Raw genomic sequence first — 16,935 nt, 5'->3', positions numbered from 1 at the left:
GTGTCATCAGGCGCCATAGTGTTTGCTGAGCAGATAATAAACAGATGCTGCTGTATCCAGGCTGAATGAAATTTAAACAAGTAGGCTAAAGTCACCCAGCGCCAGTACGGCGGCAACGGCCATGCTAGCGGGCAGGCGTTTTGCCTGATAGCTAAGCAGCAAGATAACCGCCAGCGCCGCGGCGCTCATCACGCCGAATAGCAAAATCGTCGCGTAGGCGGTTTCATATTGGCCGAGCAGCGCGAGAAAGCTTAAGGCGAGTGAGGCCCAGCCTGTCAGGGTAAGCGCCCTCTGTTGCCTCTGTGTGGGTGGGCGCTTGAAGCAGCTCTTGAAGTGGCTGAACATGGCCAGTGCCAGCGCGCCAAAGGCGATAAAGGCCAAACAAAGGGATAGGCAAAGGGCTAGGCCGATGGATATATTCATTAGCGCGCCTCCTCTAAGCTGGCGTCCCTTGTCTCACGAATAGCAGCGGCTGTATTGGGCCTGCTGGCCCTGCCAGCTCTTGCCGTGCCTGTTCTCGGGCTGGTGGCACTTTGGCGCGGATTGATTAGCTTTGACTGCCTAACCTGCCTGGCGGCAAATCCCAGTGCCAGGGCAAACAGCAGGCTGACCATATCGAAGCCTACCAGCGTCCACTGATTATCAATTATGTTAGCGAGCAGACTCTGCCCCGAGGTGACGGCGCCTACCAGCGGCAGCGCCGCATAGGCCAGGGCACCCAGCAACAGCCATTGACACCAGCGACGTGAGGACTTCGCGCCGCGAAGGCCATCCCACAGGGCGACCAGGGCGATGATCGCCAGCGTGATAAAGAAGGTGTCCACCTCACGCTGGGCCCTGTCGCCGATATCGAGTGGCAACAGACGGTTGGCGTAGAAAAAGATTGCGGTGGCGAGGGGAAGGCCGCAGATGAAGCTGATGTTGAGCCCGTCCACTAGCCTGAGGCCGATTGTCGGCTTGGTGCCAGATTGAATCGCCTTTTGTTGTTTCTGGGCGATTTTTACCGCCCACAGTAGCGTGCCTGTGGCGACCATGGCGCAGCCGAGTAGGCCGCAGAGGAAGAAGAAACCTCGTAAGGCCCAGTCGGCAAAGCGCGCCGTATGCAGCGCCATCAGGGTGTCGTAGGTCTTGTAGGTGGCGCTGTCCGGATTAGCCTTAGATATCAGTTCACCCGTTACTCCGTCGAAAATCAACAGGTTGCGTCTATCTGTCACCGTCTGCTCGCTGTTGAGGGTAAAGCTGATGTGGCTGTTATCTTTCCCTGGCGCGCTGATGCTTACCTGCTTAAGCGGCGCCGCGCCCCACAGCTGTTCTACTTGAGGTAACAGGCTAGCGGCCTCGATGAGCGGCGCCGCTTCTTTGCTGGGTTTTGTCTGAATGCGGGCGGGGTTGAGGTCGGCCCTGAAGGCGCGCACGTCGCCATCGTATTCTTGCAATGCGCCCCAAGGCATGAACATGAACATCAGAGTGATGAGACCCGTATAGGTGATGATCAGGTGATAGGGCAGGGCCATCACGGCGCTGACATTGTGGGCGTCGAGCCAGGAGCGACTGCCTTTAGCCGGCCTGAAACTGAAGAAGTCTTTAAAGATCCGTTTGTGGATCACCACGCCGCTTATTAGGGCTATCAGCATCGCCATGGTGGCCAGCCCCACTATCCAGCGCGCGGCTACCACCGGCAGGTAATGCAGATCAAAATGCAGGCGGTAGAAGAAGTTGCCACCTCGGGAGTTGCGGATCTCGGTGATCATCTGCTGACCATCCTGGCTGACCACATGCTCATGGAACTTGCCGCGCCGCTCACCCTTTTTAGGCTCGTCTGCCCAGCCGAAGCTGAGGTAAGGCTTGCGCTCACTCGGGAAGGAGATGGTCCAGCTCGCGGCGTCGGGGGCCTTGTCGGCCAGATAGGCCTGGCCCTCTGCGATCTGTTGACCAATTCGCTGCTGGTCATAGTCTTGAAAGACAGATTGGTGTAGTTCGGGTTTGCTCCACAGGCTGATCTCATGACGAAAATAGCTCAGGCTGCCGGCGAAGAAGATAAGCAGTAGTAGCCAGCAAACGGTGAGGCCGGCCCAGGTGTGCAGCCAGGTCATGGAGCGGAAAAAAGTCTCTTTCATGGGATTAACCTAAAACGAGTGTGAGGCCGTAGAGCAGGCTGCAAAGCGCCACAGGTTCCAGCACCACACGCAGGTGAGACCTGAGGCTAAAGAGGCGGATGATCATCATGGCGAAGATGCTAAAGGAGACCATAGTGCCGACAAGCACCGCATCGAGACGGCTAAGGGGCAGGGTTTGTGCCAGCAGCATACAGACGAGCGCCGCCACGCCGTAACCACCCAGCAGGGAGGCCAACAGGCGCACGATGACCGAAGCTCTGGGAGAGAGGTCTCGCTCGAATGACGATAGGCGTGGAGAAATGCTTGTATTCACTATGGATAAATTTATGAACTAAGGGTTAGCTTATTCTATACTTGTTGCGATAAGTTCTCATTCGTATTTACATGTAAAGCTGTTTCCTAAAATTACTCTTAGGTTTGCGGGCTAGCATGAAGATGACGTCATAAAGACAGATTGATTAAATTTTGTTTACTTTGTGGGATTTATGGCCAAAACCGCCTGTTTATGCCTGATATCCTGTTTTAGCCGCTTGCTTTTAACCAGCATGGAGAGTACATATTAGTAGACACTGAATGGAGATTTACTTGGATTTCGCCCATGCTTATATAGGCGTCAATTGAAAAAAAAGTGCTTCAGCCCCTTGTTTTTTCTTTCACTCATCCCAAGTTCATTATTGAAGTCATCCTAAAAAGGAAAACCTATGAAAATAAATCTTTCTGGTCATCACGTAGATATTACCGATTCAATAAAAGAGCATGTGAATCAAAAGTTTTCCAAAATCGCGACCCATTTCCCAACGCTCATTTCACTCGATGTCATCATTGCTAAAGAGCACGGAGAGTTTCAGGTCGAACTCAGTACCAATTACGAAGGTAGCCGGATATCAGCCTCTGGGAGTGACGATATCATGTATCCTGCTATCACTAATGCCGCCAAAAAACTGGATGCGGCGTTAAAGCACAGAAAAGGCCATTTGAAGGCAGATCTGCATCAAAAGCCGGTAAGTACCACACCTGAGATTGCCCATGAGATCATCCAGGAGATGAAGTTGGTCTAAGCCTAAAAGGCATAAGAGACGAGAAAGCCACCCTTAGGGTGGCTTTTTTGCATCTGGGCTTTTTTGCATCTGGACTATTTTGAATAAGTGCTTTTGTAAATAAGTGCTTTTGTAGATAAGGGCTCTTGTGAAGGGCCGTTGCGAATAGTGGCTGATGCGTATCTGAGGCTAAGGCAGGTCGACCTCGAGCGCCGGGCATTCAAGGGCAGTGCTCTGCGTCTTGTCACTCAGGTCTTGATAGAGGGTTAAGGGACGAAGCATAGCCTGGTAACGACCCGGAGGGATAACAAATGCCTGCGCCAGTTCCAGCGAGACGCTTAAGGACTCGCTCGCAGGCAGCAGCAGATAGTCCTCATCAGTCGGCTCGCCGCGTTTAGCGAGTGCGCCCTGATATTCAAGCGTCTGTTGGTTATTCAGGTCGGTCAGGGTCAGAAACTTGCTAAACCAGGCATCGAAGGGGCTGTGCCAGCTCAGCAGGTACCAGTTAGTGTTTGCCGGCGCAGTTATCTCGAAGGTGAGGGTATTGTCTTGCTCCGCCTTTATGAGGCGACACGTGGGTAGCGTTTGATGTGCGAGGCTATTCATACTTATGGTCCAAAGTAGCAAGAGACTAATTGACAGAAACCTTAAAGGCGTAAACATAGGCGTTAACCTTGGCATTAGCTAAACAAAAAAAAGGGCGGATAATTCCGCCCTTAGATTGACAAGAAAGATAAGAAATAGATTAGTTTAAGTTAGGCGTGTTTTCAGCAAAATATTCATGGCTGTCAGCATTTTGAATCGCCTGTGAAGGATCGCTGATCGCCAGTGACTTAGCACCGCTCTGACCGTAAACAATATCATCTGTACCCGCTACTACGTTGAAGTGGCTGGTTTCATGGATGATGGTGCCGCCCTTAGAGTCAGTACCCGACGTTGGGGCAGACCAGAAGGCATTACACATGTAGATCTTGTATGGCTGAGTTGGGTAAACATAAGCGTAGTATTGCTTCTTACAGCTACAGTCGAAGGTCAGTGGCTCGTTGTTGAGCGCGCTATCGATCTTGCTGAAGTTGTTGCTTACCGTGTTCCAGCGAGACGAGCTGTAAGCGCCGAACCAGGTGCTGTAACGTTGTGAGTTGCTGCTGGCCGTGGCCAGGTGCTGGTTAGCGTCGGCTGACATTGTCTTTGCCGCGGCTAGGCCGGCAAGGATATCACTCTGCTGTGAGTTGCTGCAGCGACCGGTGAAAGAGATGCCGTCAGGTGTGGTGCCGCCACCATCGCCGGTGCCTGGCTTGCCCTTGTTAGCGCTGCCTTTAAATTCGCGGCCTTCCAGGTAGAAGCTCGCTGGGGCTGAGTGTATGCCTTCTACGCCAAGGCGGGCCAGTTTCTTAGCCTGGCCTGGGTTTGGCGCAAACAGCTGCATAGAGCTGACATCATAGCTGATCTCATAGTTAGCCGTAGATGACATGTCATACAGTGACGATAGCTCTACCTGATAAGAGATGCTCTCACCGGATTTTAGCTTGATGTAGTCTTTATGGCTTGGTGCTGGACGCTTGTAGTGGGCGCCAAGGTAAGGGCGCTCTTGACCGTCAGCGGTAACTTTAAATAGCGACTCTTCAACACCGTCTGCCGCCGTAAACCACTTGAGTAGTTTCACCGGAACGTTTGCTTCGTTGGTCAGGGTTAGGGTGACCATCACGTCCTGATCGCTGCTGAAGCTGTCTTGGCTCATCTGCAGTTTAGCGGCGATCCCTTCGGCGAGGGCCGATTGACTCAGTAAGGTGGTGGCAATAGCGAGTGTTGATAATTTGAATAGCTTGCTCATCAATTTGTCCTTTTGATTGAGGTTATTTTTATAGTGTTAACAAATGTTACTCAGTTGTTACATTTTGGAGTTTAATCAAATTAAGGTTTGAATAGCAAGCATTTATTGGAGCTTTATTTTGAATAACTAAAGTTGGCTAGTGCAATGTACTTTATCTGACTAACGACAGGAAATTGGCTATCCCAACGTCAGCCGTTTAGCTGCCATGGCCAAGCGTTGCTCTAATCCTCTCCTTAGCAGATTTTCCAAGTCATAACTGCCCATCTCAGCTCCGATCACACGCGGTTAAATACCTCTTGGGCTCGTCTTTGATTCGAGTCCTTTTTGGAAAAATTGAAAAAATAAGTTGTGCACAATTTAAATTATAGGTATAACTACCAAAAATGAATTGCGCGCAATTTAAATTACATTCTTATTCGTATTCAAGAGTCGTACTCAAGAGTCGTAATCAAGAGTCGTAATCAAGAGTGCACTCTAAATTGCAAAAAGCACTTTGCTTTCAATGAACCTATTCGAAATGAGGAAAGACCATGAAGACTTTATATGAGACTCAAGCCACTGCGAGCGCCGGACGTAACGGACTGGTGACGACAAACGACGGTAAGCTGTCTATTGCCCTTAGCTATCCTAAAGAGATGGGGGGCAGCGGCGAGGCGAGCAACCCTGAGCAGCTATTTGCGGCGGGCTACAGCGCCTGTTTCTCCAATGCAGTTCTGCATGTGGCCAGAGAAGCCAAGGTGAAGCTGACGCAGGCGCCGGTTACCGCTAAGGTGGGCATAGGCGCTCGCGCAGAAGGTGGCTTCGGCCTAACCGTGGGCCTGAGTGTTGAGTTAGCGCTATCAGAGGAGTTATCTCAGGAGCAAGCCTTAGAGCTGGTAAGAATGGCCCATCAGGTCTGCCCATACTCTAACGCAGTGCGCAACAACATAGATGTTGCGTTAACTGTGAATGGCCAGTCTCTGTAACTAGCTAGCTATTCTAGCTTATTAGCTAGTTCCAGGCTGGCAGCCCCAGATGATAGTGTGAACACCCTAAAGCCTGTGTTTTGCCAGCTCGGTGAGTAGCATCTCACGTCCTTCGCTTTCCACATGGGTCAAGAAGGCCTGAGCGATCGCCGAGGGACGTTTTGATTTAAGCCAGAGAAAATACCAGTTGGAGTTGATGGGCAGCTCCTTCACATTCAGTTGTGCCAGTCCGGTATTGCCGCCAAAGGCGAGGGTATGGGCCGAGAGTATGCTGACCCCCAGCCCCGACATGACCGAGTGTTTGATCGCCTCGTTACTCTCTATGGTCATCTTTACCTTAAGCTTCACCCCCTGTTTCGCCATGAAACGCTCGATGGCCAAGCGGGTGCCCGAGCCATTTTCACGCATTAAGAAGGGCGCCTCGCAGAGCTCGGCTAACGAGACGCCATCCTGACTGACTAAGGGATGATTCTCCTGGGCTATGGCCACTAGAGGATTGTTGAAGAACTCTATGCTCTCTGTGTTGAGATCCGCCGGTGGATGACTGAACACGTAGAAGTCGTCGATGCCCTGTTTGAGGCGCTCGATGATCTGCTGGCGGTTACCCACATTGAGCTGCACAGCGACATTGGGGTAGCGCTCACAGAAGGGGCCGAGCAGGTGGGGAATAAAGTATTTCGAGGTGGTCACCACCGCCAGGCGCAGGGTACCCGATTTGAGCTCCCCCATGTCCGACAGCGACATCTCCAGCCGGGCAAAGCTGTCGAGGATCTCTGTGGCCGATTTAACTACCTCTAGCCCCGCCTCGGTAAACACCACCTTGCGACCCACTATGTTATACAGGGGGAAACCTATCACATCGGCGAGCTTCTTAAGTTGCATAGAGATCGTAGGCTGAGTGAGATGCAGGGTCTCGGCGGCGCCGCTGACACTGCCGCTATCATAGACCGCCAGCAAGATCTCCATCTGCCTGAGGGTACCAAGATGTGCCTGTAGTCTGAGGGACATAGTTGCTCCATATATAGATTTTTGTCTATATAAAAACACAAAAATATCTATTTTTATATATAAATTGTTTTTGGCAAGATCGCTCCAGTTAAAAGAACACCGAAATTTTCGCGGTATCAGTCGTAAATGGGGGATCTTATGAAACAGTTAACTCAGCTTGTCCTGGCAGAAAAACAATCACTCTTTAGCCTAGTCGTGGGCCTGGTGGTGACCACGCTGGCGTTTGCCACCATGAGGGAAGGGCACAACGGTATGGGGCTGCTGGTTGTCGGTCTTGGCCTGATGTCACTGACCTTGGTCTGCATCGCCGCCAAGCTGTCCTCTAAGCTCTCGAATAGGCGCCGCGTTGTAAAGCCTACCACTCGCCTGCAAGTAAAGGGCGCCTAAGATGCAGCTAGATATCACCATCGCCTTCTTTATCCTGGGGGCGCTAGCCACACTGATCCGCTCAGACATTCAGTTTCCCAAGGCGCTCTATCAGAGTCTGACCCTGTTCCTCATGCTGGCCATCGGCCTCAAAGGGGGCGTGGCACTGTCAAAATATGGCTCCATGGCACTGCTGCCACAATCCTTGCTAGTGATTGGTATGGGGCTGATTATTCCGCTGATCGCCTTTCCCATTCTGCGCTATATCGGTCTGCTCAAACTTGAAGATGCGGCCTCAATTGCCGCCCACTATGGCTCGGTCAGCATAGGCACCTATGCGGTGGCCGTGGCGTTTCTCGAGGCGCAAGGTATAAGCTATGAGGCCTACTTCCCGCTGTTTGTGGTTCTGCTGGAGATCCCCGCCATCGCCGTGGGTATCGCCCTGGCCAGACGTTCGGGCACCAACCTTAAGTGGCGCACGCTTATCCATGAGGTGTTCTGCAACCAGAGCCTGGTGCTGCTGGTCGGCGCACTGATCATCGGCTATCTCTGGGCTGAGCGCATCGAGGGAGTGACCCCGCTCTTCTTTAACCTGTTCCATGGTGTGCTGGCCCTCTTCCTGCTGGAGATGGGGATGCTTGCCGCCAGCCGTCTAAAAGAGCTGAAGCAGATGGGCAACTTCATGTTGGCATTCGGCGTCTTCATGCCACTGATAGGTGGCTTGCTGGGCAGTATTCTTGGCTTACAGATGGGGCTGTCGAGCGGCGGCGCCACTCTGCTGGCAGTGCTGGGGGCGAGCGCCTCATACATAGCGGTGCCTGCGGCCATGCGGGTCGCGATTCCCGAGGCGAATCAGAGTCTGTCTATCACCTATTCACTGGCAATTACTTTTCCGTTCAACGTATTGGTGGGCATACCTACCTATGCGCTGTTCACCTATTGGTTATCAAATTAAGAGGCACGTATGAATAAAGCAAGAGTAGCAATCATCATGGGTTCACAGAGCGATTGGCCGACCATGAAAAATGCCACCACAGTCCTGGATGCCCTGGGGATCGCCTACAGCAAACAGGTGGTCTCGGCGCATCGCACCCCAGAGCGTCTGGTGAGCTTCAGCCATGGTGCGGCCGATGAGGGAATTGAGGTGATCATTGCTGGTGCCGGCGGCGCGGCGCATCTGCCGGGCATGACGGCGGCCATGACGCATCTGCCTGTGATTGCTGTGCCTGTGATGAGCAAGGCGCTAAAAGGGATGGACAGCCTGCTGTCTATCGTGCAGATGCCAAAAGGCGTTGCGGTGGCGACCCAGGCGATTGGCGATTCAGGCGCCTTCAACGCTGGGCTGATGGCGGCGCAAATTCTAGCCCTGGGTGATAGCGAACTGACCCAGCGTCTATGTGACTGGCGTGCCAGCCAAACCTCAGGTGTGCCAGTGGAGGTGGAATAATGCGCATCGGCATTATTGGTTGTGGTCAGCTGGCGCGCATGATGGCGCTGGCGGGCATTCCCTTAGGGCTGAAATTCAGTTTCGTCGCCGATGGTGGCCCTGATACGGATCTCAGCTGCGTCGAGGGCCTCGGCCCTGTGGCGTCCTGGCAGCCTGGGCAGAGTGTCAGAGCACTCTATGAAGCCTTGGGCAAACCCGAGGTGATCACGGTCGAAAAAGAGCAGGTGGATCTCGAGCTTGTTCGCGCCCTCGAAGCCCACTGCACCATCAGACCGAATGTCGACAGCATCGCCAAGTGCAAGAGCCGTATTCATGAAAAGCAGCTATTAGCCGAGTTTGGTATTCCCTGCGCCCCCTTTACCTGTGATGTCAGCCTCGAGGAGAGTGCCAAGACCTTAGGTTATCCCATGGTGATAAAGTCCCTCGACGAAGGCTATGACGGTAAGAACCAATGGGTGGTGCGCAGTGATGAGGATCTTGCTAGCGTTGAACCTGATCTTAAACAAGGTCATTACTTAGCCGAGCAATGGATCCCTTTCGATGCTGAGGTGTCTATTATCGGTGTGCGTAGTGCAAGCGGTGAGGTGAGTTGTTATCCCCTTACCGAGAATCAACATCAAAACGGTATTCTGGTGCGCTCAATGGCGCCCGCCAGAGGATTAAGTGCCGAGATGGTGCAGCAGGCGCAAAGCTATATGACCAAGCTGCTTGAAGCACAGCAGTATGTGGGCGTGCTCGCCATGGAACTGTTCGTGGTGAGCGATAAGCTGCTGGTGAACGAACTGGCACCTAGGGTACATAACAGTGGTCACTGGACTCAGCTCGGGGCCCAGACCTGCCAGTTTGAGAACCACATTCGCGCCGTCGCCGGACTCGCCCTGGGAGCAACCTCGGCCATAGGTAAGACCGGCATGCTGAATTTACTTGGCGTAGTTGCTCCGCCAATGGATGCCCTAAGCAGCAATGCCAGCCTGCACTGGTACAACAAGGCCGCCAAGCCCAACCGCAAGCTAGGACACATCAACTTCATGCTGGATGACTACGCCCAACTGGCCAGCCAGATGCAAAGCGTCGAGCAGTCGCTGGTGAAGTGCTAGGCTAAGTGATTCATGTGCAAGTATGATATTGGTATCTAAGATCTAGCTTCTAAGCGTCTTAAACCAATAACGAGAAAGCCCCGACAACACATGCCGGGGCTTTTTTATCTTTGATTTTAAGCCGCTAAATCGACTTACTGCACGCGCTTAAAAAGCGATAGATACAAAAAAGCCGCTAAACCCCTATGGTAAGGGCTTAGCGGCCTTTGAAGGTTATCGCTAACCTGATGTTGGTGGGGCGGCGTCATCTGAATTTGGTCGGTATTTGATTGATATTTAAGATTTTTAATATCTATTAAAATAAAATGTGTACCAATTGGTGTACCTAAAATTTTAATTGCATGGGAATTGCGCTAAATGCGCGCAAACATCCTATTAAAATTTTTACAGTTTTGATGGAAACGTAGATGACCATTTTGATTCAATTTAACCTTTCCTGAAAATGGATGAGTGATGTAACCCCATTGACCGTACCTTGAAAAGAAAAGGACATAATCAATGTCGGCACCCTCCCACTGAGATTGGACCATTATGTCTTCTTTTTTTGTTTCGAGAGATTTCACCTGAATTCGATGAAAGGTTGTTCCATCTGAAATAACCAAGTCGGTTTTACTACCATGGTCAGCCATGGGGAAAAATACTTCCCAGCCATCCATTTGGAACCAAGATGCAGCGAGTGTTTCGTAAGAAAGGCTTTTGTAAAATTTAGCGGTTTCGGGTTTTGCTTTAGTTTGTTTGATAGGCATAATTATGATCCTGAGTTTATGCCACTGGTCTGCTATTGGCTGCATGACTATGGCCGAAAGCTCCCATCACGGAATGCTTTCAATCAGGATTCACAACTACCTCTTCTGAGTGTAGTTCTTAGCAAAGCGGCCAAGCTTGGGTTTCGGACTTCTGTCCATACTCTCCATAAATGCCAATTCAGTATCACACTGGTGAATCGCGTTCAGATATAACCTAGTTATTGATTAGCCCTTTGTCAATTGCTTGTGATTGCTTTAACTAAATAATCTACTCAACTCTACCTGCCATGATTTCCGCGCAAGTTCGCGCAGGTACGATAAGTGCTATTGTTGCCCCATTTTTTGTTACTTAAATCGCTAGCTCAAAAATATGTTTCGCTTCGGTGCCGGTAACTGCTTGTTCTTGCTATCTTGATCCAAATCCTGTGTTTTCTTACATCGTTGTGGCACAATCTTGAAAGGCACTAAATCGTCTGTAAGTGTTTGTTATCTTCTAAGAAGGACCTGGATTGACAATGAGCATCAACAAAGCAAAGCTGACTGAAACGGACATTATCACCAAATTCATTATGCCAGCCATTACCAGTGCGGGTTGGGATGATATGACGCAAATACGCCAAGAGGTGAAATTGCGTGATGGCAAGGTGATTGTACGTGGTCAATTAGGCGTCCGTAAGACCGTAAAGTCGGCCGATATAGTGCTCTATCATAAACCCAGTATGCCGCTTGCCGTTATTGAGGCGAAAGCCAATAAGCATGAAGTGGGTAAGGGGATGCAGCAAGGGCTAGATTATGCTCGTTTGCTCGAAGTGCCCTTCATCTTTGCATCAAACGGTGATGGCTTTATCTTTCACGATAAGACCAAGCTTGGAACGTCCGAAGAGCACAACCTAGAGTCCGAAATCCGTTTAGAAGATTTTCCATCACCACAAGATTTATGGGCTAAATACTGTGCCTGGAAAGGTTATACCCAAGCGCAGCTTCCAATAATCAATCAAGAATACTATGACGACGGCAGTGGTAAACATCCTCGTTATTATCAACTGCAAGCTATCAATAAAACCGTAGAAGCAATTTCATCGGGTAAAGACCGCGTGCTATTGGTCATGGCTACTGGAACGGGTAAAACCTATACCGCATTTCAAATCATCTGGCGTTTATGGAAGTCTCGCGCGAAGAAACGTATTTTGTTCTTGGCCGACCGCAATATTCTGGTTGATCAAACCCGTATAAATGATTTTCAACCCTTTGAAACATCAATGACCAAGGTAACAGGTAGAACTGTTGACCCAGCCTATGAGATTCACTTAGCACTATATCAAGCGCTCACTGGCCCAGAAGAAAGCCAAAAAGCCTATAAACAAGTCGATCCAGACTTCTTTGATTTAATCATCATCGATGAGTGCCATAGAGGAAGCGCCGCTGACGATAGCGCCTGGCGTGAAATTCTCGAGTATTTCAAAAGTGCGGCCCAAGTAGGATTAACGGCTACCCCCAAAGAAACTGAGGAAGTGTCAAATTCAGACTATTTCGGTGATCCTGTTTATACCTACTCATTAAAGGAAGGTATTGAAGATGGCTTCTTGGCACCCTACAAAGTTGTACGGGTAGATATAGATATCGATCTACAAGGCTGGCGGCCTACTAAAGGCCAAATTGATAACAATGGTGAAGTGATTGAAGATCGTATCTATAACCAAAAAGATTTCGACCGCACCATGGTTATTGATGAACGTACTCAGCTAGTGGCAGAGACCATTACTAACTACTTAAAGCGCACCGACCCCATGGCAAAAACCATAGTGTTCTGTAATGACATTGACCATGCAGAGCGCATGCGCAGGGCTATTGTTAATCTCAACCCAGATCAAATGGCTAAAAGCGACAAGTACGTGATGAAAATTACGGGGGACGATGAAATAGGCAAAGCCCAACTTGATAACTTTATAAACCCGAAGAAAGCTTATCCTGTCATTGCTACAACCTCAGAGCTTATGACAACTGGAGTTGATGCGAAAACCTGTAAGCTGGTGGTGCTTGATCAAAATATCCAGTCAATGACGAAGTTTAAACAGATCATAGGTCGCGGCACCCGTATCGACGACAAATATGGCAAGCTTTGGTTTACCATTCTTGATTTCAAAAAAGCCACTGAGCTATTTGCTGACGAACGATTCGACGGCACTCCCGAAAAAGTCATTAAAGTCACGCCATCCGATGTTGAAGATGAAGATGTTGATATCGACACAATTGGCGATGAATTTCCTGGCGACGATACTGATACTTCTGATGACATGCCTGACGATACCATTAATGATTCCATTGACGAACATGACATTGGTAATGCTGGTTTTGACGATGGTGAATGGAGTGAGGGCGATGACGAGTCACGCAAAGTACATAAATACCGTGTATCAGGTGTTACGGTCAGTAAAGTCGCCGAGCGAGTGCAATATTATGATAGCGACGGCAAATTAGTTACCGAATCTTTTAAAGATTACACTCGAAAAACCATGGCGAAGCAGTTTGCTTCACTCGATGAGTTTGTAAAGCGCTGGAATGAATCTGACCGTAAACAAGCCATCATAGATGAGCTCGCCAACGAAGGTATCATCTGGCAAGCACTAGAGGATGAAGTTGGCAAAGAGCTAGACCCCTTCGATATGATTTGTCATGTTGTTTACGGCCAACCACCATTAACGCGCAAGGAGCGCGCAAATAACGTCAAAAAGCGTAATTATTTCACTAAATACTCTGAAACCGCGCAAGCTGTATTAGATAATCTTCTGGTAAAGTATGCCGACGTTGGCGTGCAAGAAATCGAATCCATGCAAGTGCTCAAAGTACAGCCATTTAACGAAATTGGCAGCTTAAGTGAAATCGTTAAAAAAGGCTTCGGTGGTAAAAAACAATACGAGCAAGCCATTAGTGAATTAGAAGCTGAGATTTATCAAATTCACCAGCAATCTGCTTAACAATACAGCAGGTGAAGCGCCAACCAAAGTCGCTATGTTATAGGGCTGATTATCCACTAACTCAGCCTGTTTCCAAATAAGAGAATACTATGTCAATCAGTTCAGTTATCAAATCTATCCAAGATATTATGCGTAAAGATGCCGGTGTCGATGGCGATGCCCAGCGTCTGGGGCAAATGTCATGGTTGCTCTTCTTAAAAGTGTTTGATGCCCAGGAGGAAGAGTTAGAGCTTGAACTGGATGATTACCGAGAGCCAATCCCAAGCCAATACCTATGGCGCAATTGGGCGGCAGATAGCCAGGGTATTACCGGCGATGAACTACTTGAGTTTGTTAACGATGACCTATTCCAAACGCTGAAAAATTTTACCGCGCCAAGCGATACCAACCCTCGCGGCTTCGTAGTGAAAGAGGCCTTTAGTGATGCCTTCAACTACATGAAAAATGGCACACTGCTGCGTCAAATCATCAATAAGCTCAATGAAATTGACTTCACCGACTCTAAAGAGCGTCATCTATTTGGCGATATCTACGAGCAAATTCTGCGCGACCTGCAAAGCGCAGGTAATGCGGGGGAGTTTTATACGCCACGTGCGGTTACCCGCTTTATCGTTAATCGCCTTGATCCAAAACTGGGTGAGCAGATTATGGACCCAGCTTGCGGCACGGGTGGTTTCTTAGCTTGCTCGTTCGATCACGTTAAAGATAACTACGTGAAGAGCGCTAGCGACCATCAAACACTGCAACAGCAGATCCACGGTGTCGAGAAGAAGCAGCTTCCGCATTTACTGTGCATCACCAACATGATGCTGCACGGTATTGAAGTGCCAGTACAAATCAAGCACGGTAATACGCTAAACAAGCCGCTTTCAAACTGGGACAGCAATATCAACGTGATTGCGACTAACCCACCGTTTGGCGGCACAGAAGAGGACGGGATTGAAAAGAACTTCCCAAGCGATATGCAAACCCGCGAAACCGCCGATCTGTTCTTGCAGCTTATTGTCGAAGTATTGGATAAAGATGGTCGCGCTGGTGTGGTGTTGCCTGATGGCACCTTGTTTGGTGAAGGTGTAAAAACCAAAATCAAAAAGATGCTGACGGAAGAGTGTAACCTGCACACGATTGTTCGCTTACCTAATGGCGTGTTCAACCCATACACAGGTATTAAGACCAACATTCTGTTCTTTACCAAAGGCCAACCGACCAAAGAAGTGTGGTTCTATGAGCACCCTTACCCAGAAGGCGTGAAGAACTACAGCAAAACCAAACCGATGAAGTTTGAGGAGTTCCAGCAAGAGATCGATTGGTGGGGCAGCGAAGAAGACGGTTTTGCTAGCCGTTTAGAAAACAATCAGGCCTGGAAAGTATCAATTGAAGAGATCATCGAACGCAACTTTAACCTAGATATTAAAAATCCGTACCAAGGCGAAGTCGTCAGCCATGATCCTGAAGAGTTACTGGCGAACTATCAGCAGCAGCAGCAAGACATTAAAGCACTGCGTGACCAACTGAAAGGCATTCTCGGTGATGCACTTAGCTCTACCGTTCAAGATAAAAAGCAAGGTGGAGAACAATAATGGCTGTAGACCAATCTCCTATGAATACGCTAATTACCGAACATATTGATATTTGGACTTCAGCAGTTAAGACCAAATCGACCTCTGGACGCGGTAGCAGCAAAAAACAGGAGCTTTACGGTGTTAAGAAGTTGCGTGAGCTAATTCTAGAGTTAGCGGTGCGAGGAAAGCTTGTGCCTCAAGATCCAAGTGATGAGCCTGCTTCAGTGTTGCTTGAGCGTATTGCACAAGAAAAAGCGCAGTTAATCAAAGATAAGAAGATTAAACGTAGTAAAAAGCTATCACCCGTTGCAGAGGAAGACCTTAAAGATGATTTGCCCTTGGGCTGGCAAGTATCAAGGCTTGGTGAATTTGTATCAATTATTCGAGGTATTACTTTTCCCGCAAGTGCTAAACATAATGAACCTGAATCTAATTTAATTGCATGTTTGAGAACGGCGAATGTTCAGACCCAACTAGACTGGGATGACTTGATATATGTTGAGCGTTCTTATGTTAAGCGTGAAGAGCAAATGCTCGCAGTGGGTGATATTGTTATGTCTATGGCAAACAGTCGAGAACTAGTCGGAAAAGTATCTTACACATATTTTTTGCCGAAGAATCTCGATGTATCTTTCGGTGGGTTTCTTAGCGTAATTAGGCCATATCAATTGGACTCTGCTTTTTTGATGATGGTCTTGCGCTCTCCTAGTGTACGTGATGAATTAGTAGGAAGCTCCAGTCAAACTACAAACATAGCCAATATCTCTCTTGAGAAATTAAACCCTCTAGTTGTTTCCATTCCACCTTTAAAGGAACAACACCGCATCGTCGCCAAAGTCGATGAGTTAATGGCACTCTGCGACCAGCTAGAGCAACAAACCGAAGCCAGCATTGAAGCGCATCAGGTGTTGGTGACAACGCTGTTAGACTCTTTACTGTTGTCTGCGACAACGGCTGAGGGCTCTCTAACCAACTCTGCAAACGCAGAAGATAATGTGACCGCCAAGAGTGGCGGAAATGTCACTGATATTAAAAACGTAAATGCAGGAAAAAATTTCGAGCAAAACTGGCAGATGATTGCGGATCACTTCGATACGCTGTTCACCACAGAAGAAAGTATTGAGCAGTTAAAACAAACCATCCTGCAACTCGCAGTCATAGGCAAGTTGGTGCCATGGAGTGTAGATGCTCAAGAAAATGAGTTGAAAAAGTATTTATCTTTTGGTCCAAGAAATGGTTTTTCACCTAAAGAAGCTCCAACAGAAACTGATGTTAGTGTCTTAAAATTGGGCGCCACCACATATGGTTATCTTGATTTAGGCCAAACAAAGTATGTAGACATTAAAGTTAGGGACGATTCGCACCTTTGGCTTCGTAAAGGCGATATTTTAATTCAACGTGGTAATTCGGCTAATTACGTAGGTTGTAATTGCTTAGTAAAAATGGATGTAGCGGGTGTAATTTATCCGGATTTGATGATGAAGCTAAGGACTGTGGAAAATTTGAATCCTGAGTTTTTATCAATATGGTTATCTTCTCCAAAGTCCCGACAATTCATGTGGGACCGTATGACTGGGACATCAGGTACTATGCCGAAGATTAGCAAAAAAATAGTTGAGTCAATACCAATCATTGTCCCTTCAACTGCAGAACAAGCTCTTATAGTAAACAGAGTCAATGAGCTAATGGCGCTTTGTGACCGGCTCAAAGCCCGTTTAAGTGACGCCCAAATAACCCAGATCCACCTCACCGACGCCTTCGTCGAACAGGCTATTTAACAACTA

Annotated in this window: 16 protein-coding genes; 9 read left to right on the top strand and 7 right to left on the bottom strand. The window is 48.8% G+C overall.

The annotated features are described in order from the left end of the window. Nucleotides 1-72: 72 nt before the first annotated feature. The 3 genes from K0H81_RS13835 to K0H81_RS13825 are packed head-to-tail and all read right to left on the bottom strand — an operon-like array spanning nucleotide 73 to nucleotide 2,430. Nucleotides 73-423: a DUF3325 domain-containing protein gene (locus K0H81_RS13835; protein ID WP_144203371.1), complete on the bottom strand. Its 351-nt coding sequence runs from the start codon at nucleotides 421-423 to the stop codon at nucleotides 73-75. Then, nucleotides 423-2,117 (bottom strand): PepSY-associated TM helix domain-containing protein, encoded by a 1,695-nt coding sequence (locus K0H81_RS13830; RefSeq protein WP_220058699.1) that lies wholly within the window; start codon nucleotides 2,115-2,117, stop codon nucleotides 423-425. The genes K0H81_RS13835 and K0H81_RS13830 overlap by 1 nt, the downstream gene beginning before the upstream one ends. Before the next feature lie 4 nt (nucleotides 2,118-2,121). Continuing rightward, complete coding sequence (locus tag K0H81_RS13825; protein ID WP_220058698.1) at nucleotides 2,122-2,430, bottom strand: hypothetical protein; 309 nt, start codon at nucleotides 2,428-2,430, stop codon at nucleotides 2,122-2,124. A 388-nt stretch (nucleotides 2,431-2,818) separates the two neighbouring features. Between K0H81_RS13825 and hpf the strand changes: the two genes are divergently transcribed. Then, nucleotides 2,819-3,175, top strand: a complete 357-nt coding sequence (gene hpf / locus K0H81_RS13820) for a ribosome hibernation-promoting factor, HPF/YfiA family (protein WP_011865043.1) — start codon at nucleotides 2,819-2,821, stop codon at nucleotides 3,173-3,175. 168 nt (nucleotides 3,176-3,343) lie between these two features. Here the strand turns inward: hpf and K0H81_RS13815 are convergent, their stop codons facing one another. Together K0H81_RS13815 and K0H81_RS13810 are read right to left on the bottom strand one after the other, a co-directional pair. Continuing rightward, the gene (locus tag K0H81_RS13815) at nucleotides 3,344-3,760 is read right to left on the bottom strand and encodes a hypothetical protein (RefSeq protein WP_220058697.1); all 417 of its coding nucleotides are present in this window, start codon (nucleotides 3,758-3,760) and stop codon (nucleotides 3,344-3,346) included. A gap of 139 nt (nucleotides 3,761-3,899) precedes the next feature. Beyond that, entirely contained in the window at nucleotides 3,900-4,985 is a 1,086-nt protein-coding gene (locus tag K0H81_RS13810) for a M35 family metalloendopeptidase (RefSeq protein WP_220058696.1), read from the bottom strand. A 530-nt stretch (nucleotides 4,986-5,515) separates the two neighbouring features. Here K0H81_RS13810 and ohr point away from each other — a divergent pair. Beyond that, nucleotides 5,516-5,950: an organic hydroperoxide reductase Ohr gene (gene ohr / locus K0H81_RS13805; protein ID WP_220058695.1), complete on the top strand. Its 435-nt coding sequence runs from the start codon at nucleotides 5,516-5,518 to the stop codon at nucleotides 5,948-5,950. 66 nt (nucleotides 5,951-6,016) lie between these two features. Here the strand turns inward: ohr and K0H81_RS13800 are convergent, their stop codons facing one another. Next, nucleotides 6,017-6,958, bottom strand: a complete 942-nt coding sequence (locus tag K0H81_RS13800) for a LysR family transcriptional regulator (protein WP_220058694.1) — start codon at nucleotides 6,956-6,958, stop codon at nucleotides 6,017-6,019. A 138-nt stretch (nucleotides 6,959-7,096) separates the two neighbouring features. On the opposite strand from K0H81_RS13800, the gene K0H81_RS13795 reads away from it, so the two are divergent. The 4 genes from K0H81_RS13795 to K0H81_RS13780 are packed head-to-tail and all read left to right on the top strand — an operon-like array spanning nucleotide 7,097 to nucleotide 9,868. Next, nucleotides 7,097-7,345, top strand: a complete 249-nt coding sequence (locus K0H81_RS13795) for a hypothetical protein (RefSeq protein ID WP_220058693.1) — start codon at nucleotides 7,097-7,099, stop codon at nucleotides 7,343-7,345. A gap of 1 nt (nucleotide 7,346) precedes the next feature. Continuing rightward, nucleotides 7,347-8,279, top strand: a complete 933-nt coding sequence (locus K0H81_RS13790; RefSeq protein ID WP_220058692.1) for a sodium-dependent bicarbonate transport family permease — start codon at nucleotides 7,347-7,349, stop codon at nucleotides 8,277-8,279. A gap of 9 nt (nucleotides 8,280-8,288) precedes the next feature. After that, nucleotides 8,289-8,771, top strand: coding sequence for a 5-(carboxyamino)imidazole ribonucleotide mutase (purE, locus tag K0H81_RS13785; RefSeq protein ID WP_144203387.1), 483 nt, complete (start codon nucleotides 8,289-8,291; stop codon nucleotides 8,769-8,771). Beyond that, nucleotides 8,771-9,868, top strand: coding sequence for a 5-(carboxyamino)imidazole ribonucleotide synthase (locus K0H81_RS13780; protein ID WP_220058691.1), 1,098 nt, complete (start codon nucleotides 8,771-8,773; stop codon nucleotides 9,866-9,868). Before purE ends, K0H81_RS13780 begins: the two co-directional genes overlap by 1 nt. A 353-nt stretch (nucleotides 9,869-10,221) precedes the next feature. Here K0H81_RS13780 and K0H81_RS13775 read toward each other — a convergent pair whose 3' ends face one another. Further along, the gene (locus K0H81_RS13775) at nucleotides 10,222-10,614 is read right to left on the bottom strand and encodes a group I intron-associated PD-(D/E)XK endonuclease (protein WP_220058690.1); all 393 of its coding nucleotides are present in this window, start codon (nucleotides 10,612-10,614) and stop codon (nucleotides 10,222-10,224) included. A gap of 515 nt (nucleotides 10,615-11,129) precedes the next feature. On the opposite strand from K0H81_RS13775, the gene hsdR reads away from it, so the two are divergent. From hsdR to K0H81_RS13760, 3 genes are all read left to right on the top strand, one after another. After that, nucleotides 11,130-13,589, top strand: a complete 2,460-nt coding sequence (gene hsdR / locus K0H81_RS13770; RefSeq protein WP_220058689.1) for an EcoAI/FtnUII family type I restriction enzme subunit R — start codon at nucleotides 11,130-11,132, stop codon at nucleotides 13,587-13,589. A gap of 89 nt (nucleotides 13,590-13,678) precedes the next feature. Then, nucleotides 13,679-15,169: an N-6 DNA methylase gene (locus K0H81_RS13765; protein ID WP_220058688.1), complete on the top strand. Its 1,491-nt coding sequence runs from the start codon at nucleotides 13,679-13,681 to the stop codon at nucleotides 15,167-15,169. After that, nucleotides 15,169-16,929: a restriction endonuclease subunit S gene (locus K0H81_RS13760; RefSeq protein WP_220058687.1), complete on the top strand. Its 1,761-nt coding sequence runs from the start codon at nucleotides 15,169-15,171 to the stop codon at nucleotides 16,927-16,929. Before K0H81_RS13765 ends, K0H81_RS13760 begins: the two co-directional genes overlap by 1 nt. Nucleotides 16,930-16,935: the final 6 nt, after the last annotated feature.

The organism is Shewanella halotolerans, assembly GCF_019457535.1.
In the GTDB taxonomy this organism is placed as follows: Bacteria; Pseudomonadota; Gammaproteobacteria; order Enterobacterales; family Shewanellaceae; genus Shewanella; species Shewanella halotolerans.
Note: the sequence above shows the minus strand (reverse complement) of the source record. Positions and strands in the feature narration are given on the sequence as shown.

Coding starts and splice junctions, on each gene's coding strand:
- K0H81_RS13835 (WP_144203371.1), bottom strand. CDS start 423: ATGAATATATCCATCGGCCTAGCCCTTTGCCTATCCCTTTGTTTGGCC.
- K0H81_RS13830 (WP_220058699.1), bottom strand. CDS start 2,117: ATGAAAGAGACTTTTTTCCGCTCCATGACCTGGCTGCACACCTGGGCC.
- hpf (WP_011865043.1), top strand. CDS start 2,819: ATGAAAATAAATCTTTCTGGTCATCACGTAGATATTACCGATTCAATA.
- K0H81_RS13815 (WP_220058697.1), bottom strand. CDS start 3,760: ATGAATAGCCTCGCACATCAAACGCTACCCACGTGTCGCCTCATAAAG.
- K0H81_RS13810 (WP_220058696.1), bottom strand. CDS start 4,985: ATGAGCAAGCTATTCAAATTATCAACACTCGCTATTGCCACCACCTTA.
- ohr (WP_220058695.1), top strand. CDS start 5,516: ATGAAGACTTTATATGAGACTCAAGCCACTGCGAGCGCCGGACGTAAC.
- K0H81_RS13800 (WP_220058694.1), bottom strand. CDS start 6,958: ATGTCCCTCAGACTACAGGCACATCTTGGTACCCTCAGGCAGATGGAG.
- K0H81_RS13795 (WP_220058693.1), top strand. CDS start 7,097: ATGAAACAGTTAACTCAGCTTGTCCTGGCAGAAAAACAATCACTCTTT.
- K0H81_RS13790 (WP_220058692.1), top strand. CDS start 7,347: ATGCAGCTAGATATCACCATCGCCTTCTTTATCCTGGGGGCGCTAGCC.
- purE (WP_144203387.1), top strand. CDS start 8,289: ATGAATAAAGCAAGAGTAGCAATCATCATGGGTTCACAGAGCGATTGG.
- K0H81_RS13780 (WP_220058691.1), top strand. CDS start 8,771: ATGCGCATCGGCATTATTGGTTGTGGTCAGCTGGCGCGCATGATGGCG.
- K0H81_RS13775 (WP_220058690.1), bottom strand. CDS start 10,614: ATGCCTATCAAACAAACTAAAGCAAAACCCGAAACCGCTAAATTTTAC.
- hsdR (WP_220058689.1), top strand. CDS start 11,130: ATGAGCATCAACAAAGCAAAGCTGACTGAAACGGACATTATCACCAAA.
- K0H81_RS13765 (WP_220058688.1), top strand. CDS start 13,679: ATGTCAATCAGTTCAGTTATCAAATCTATCCAAGATATTATGCGTAAA.
- K0H81_RS13760 (WP_220058687.1), top strand. CDS start 15,169: ATGGCTGTAGACCAATCTCCTATGAATACGCTAATTACCGAACATATT.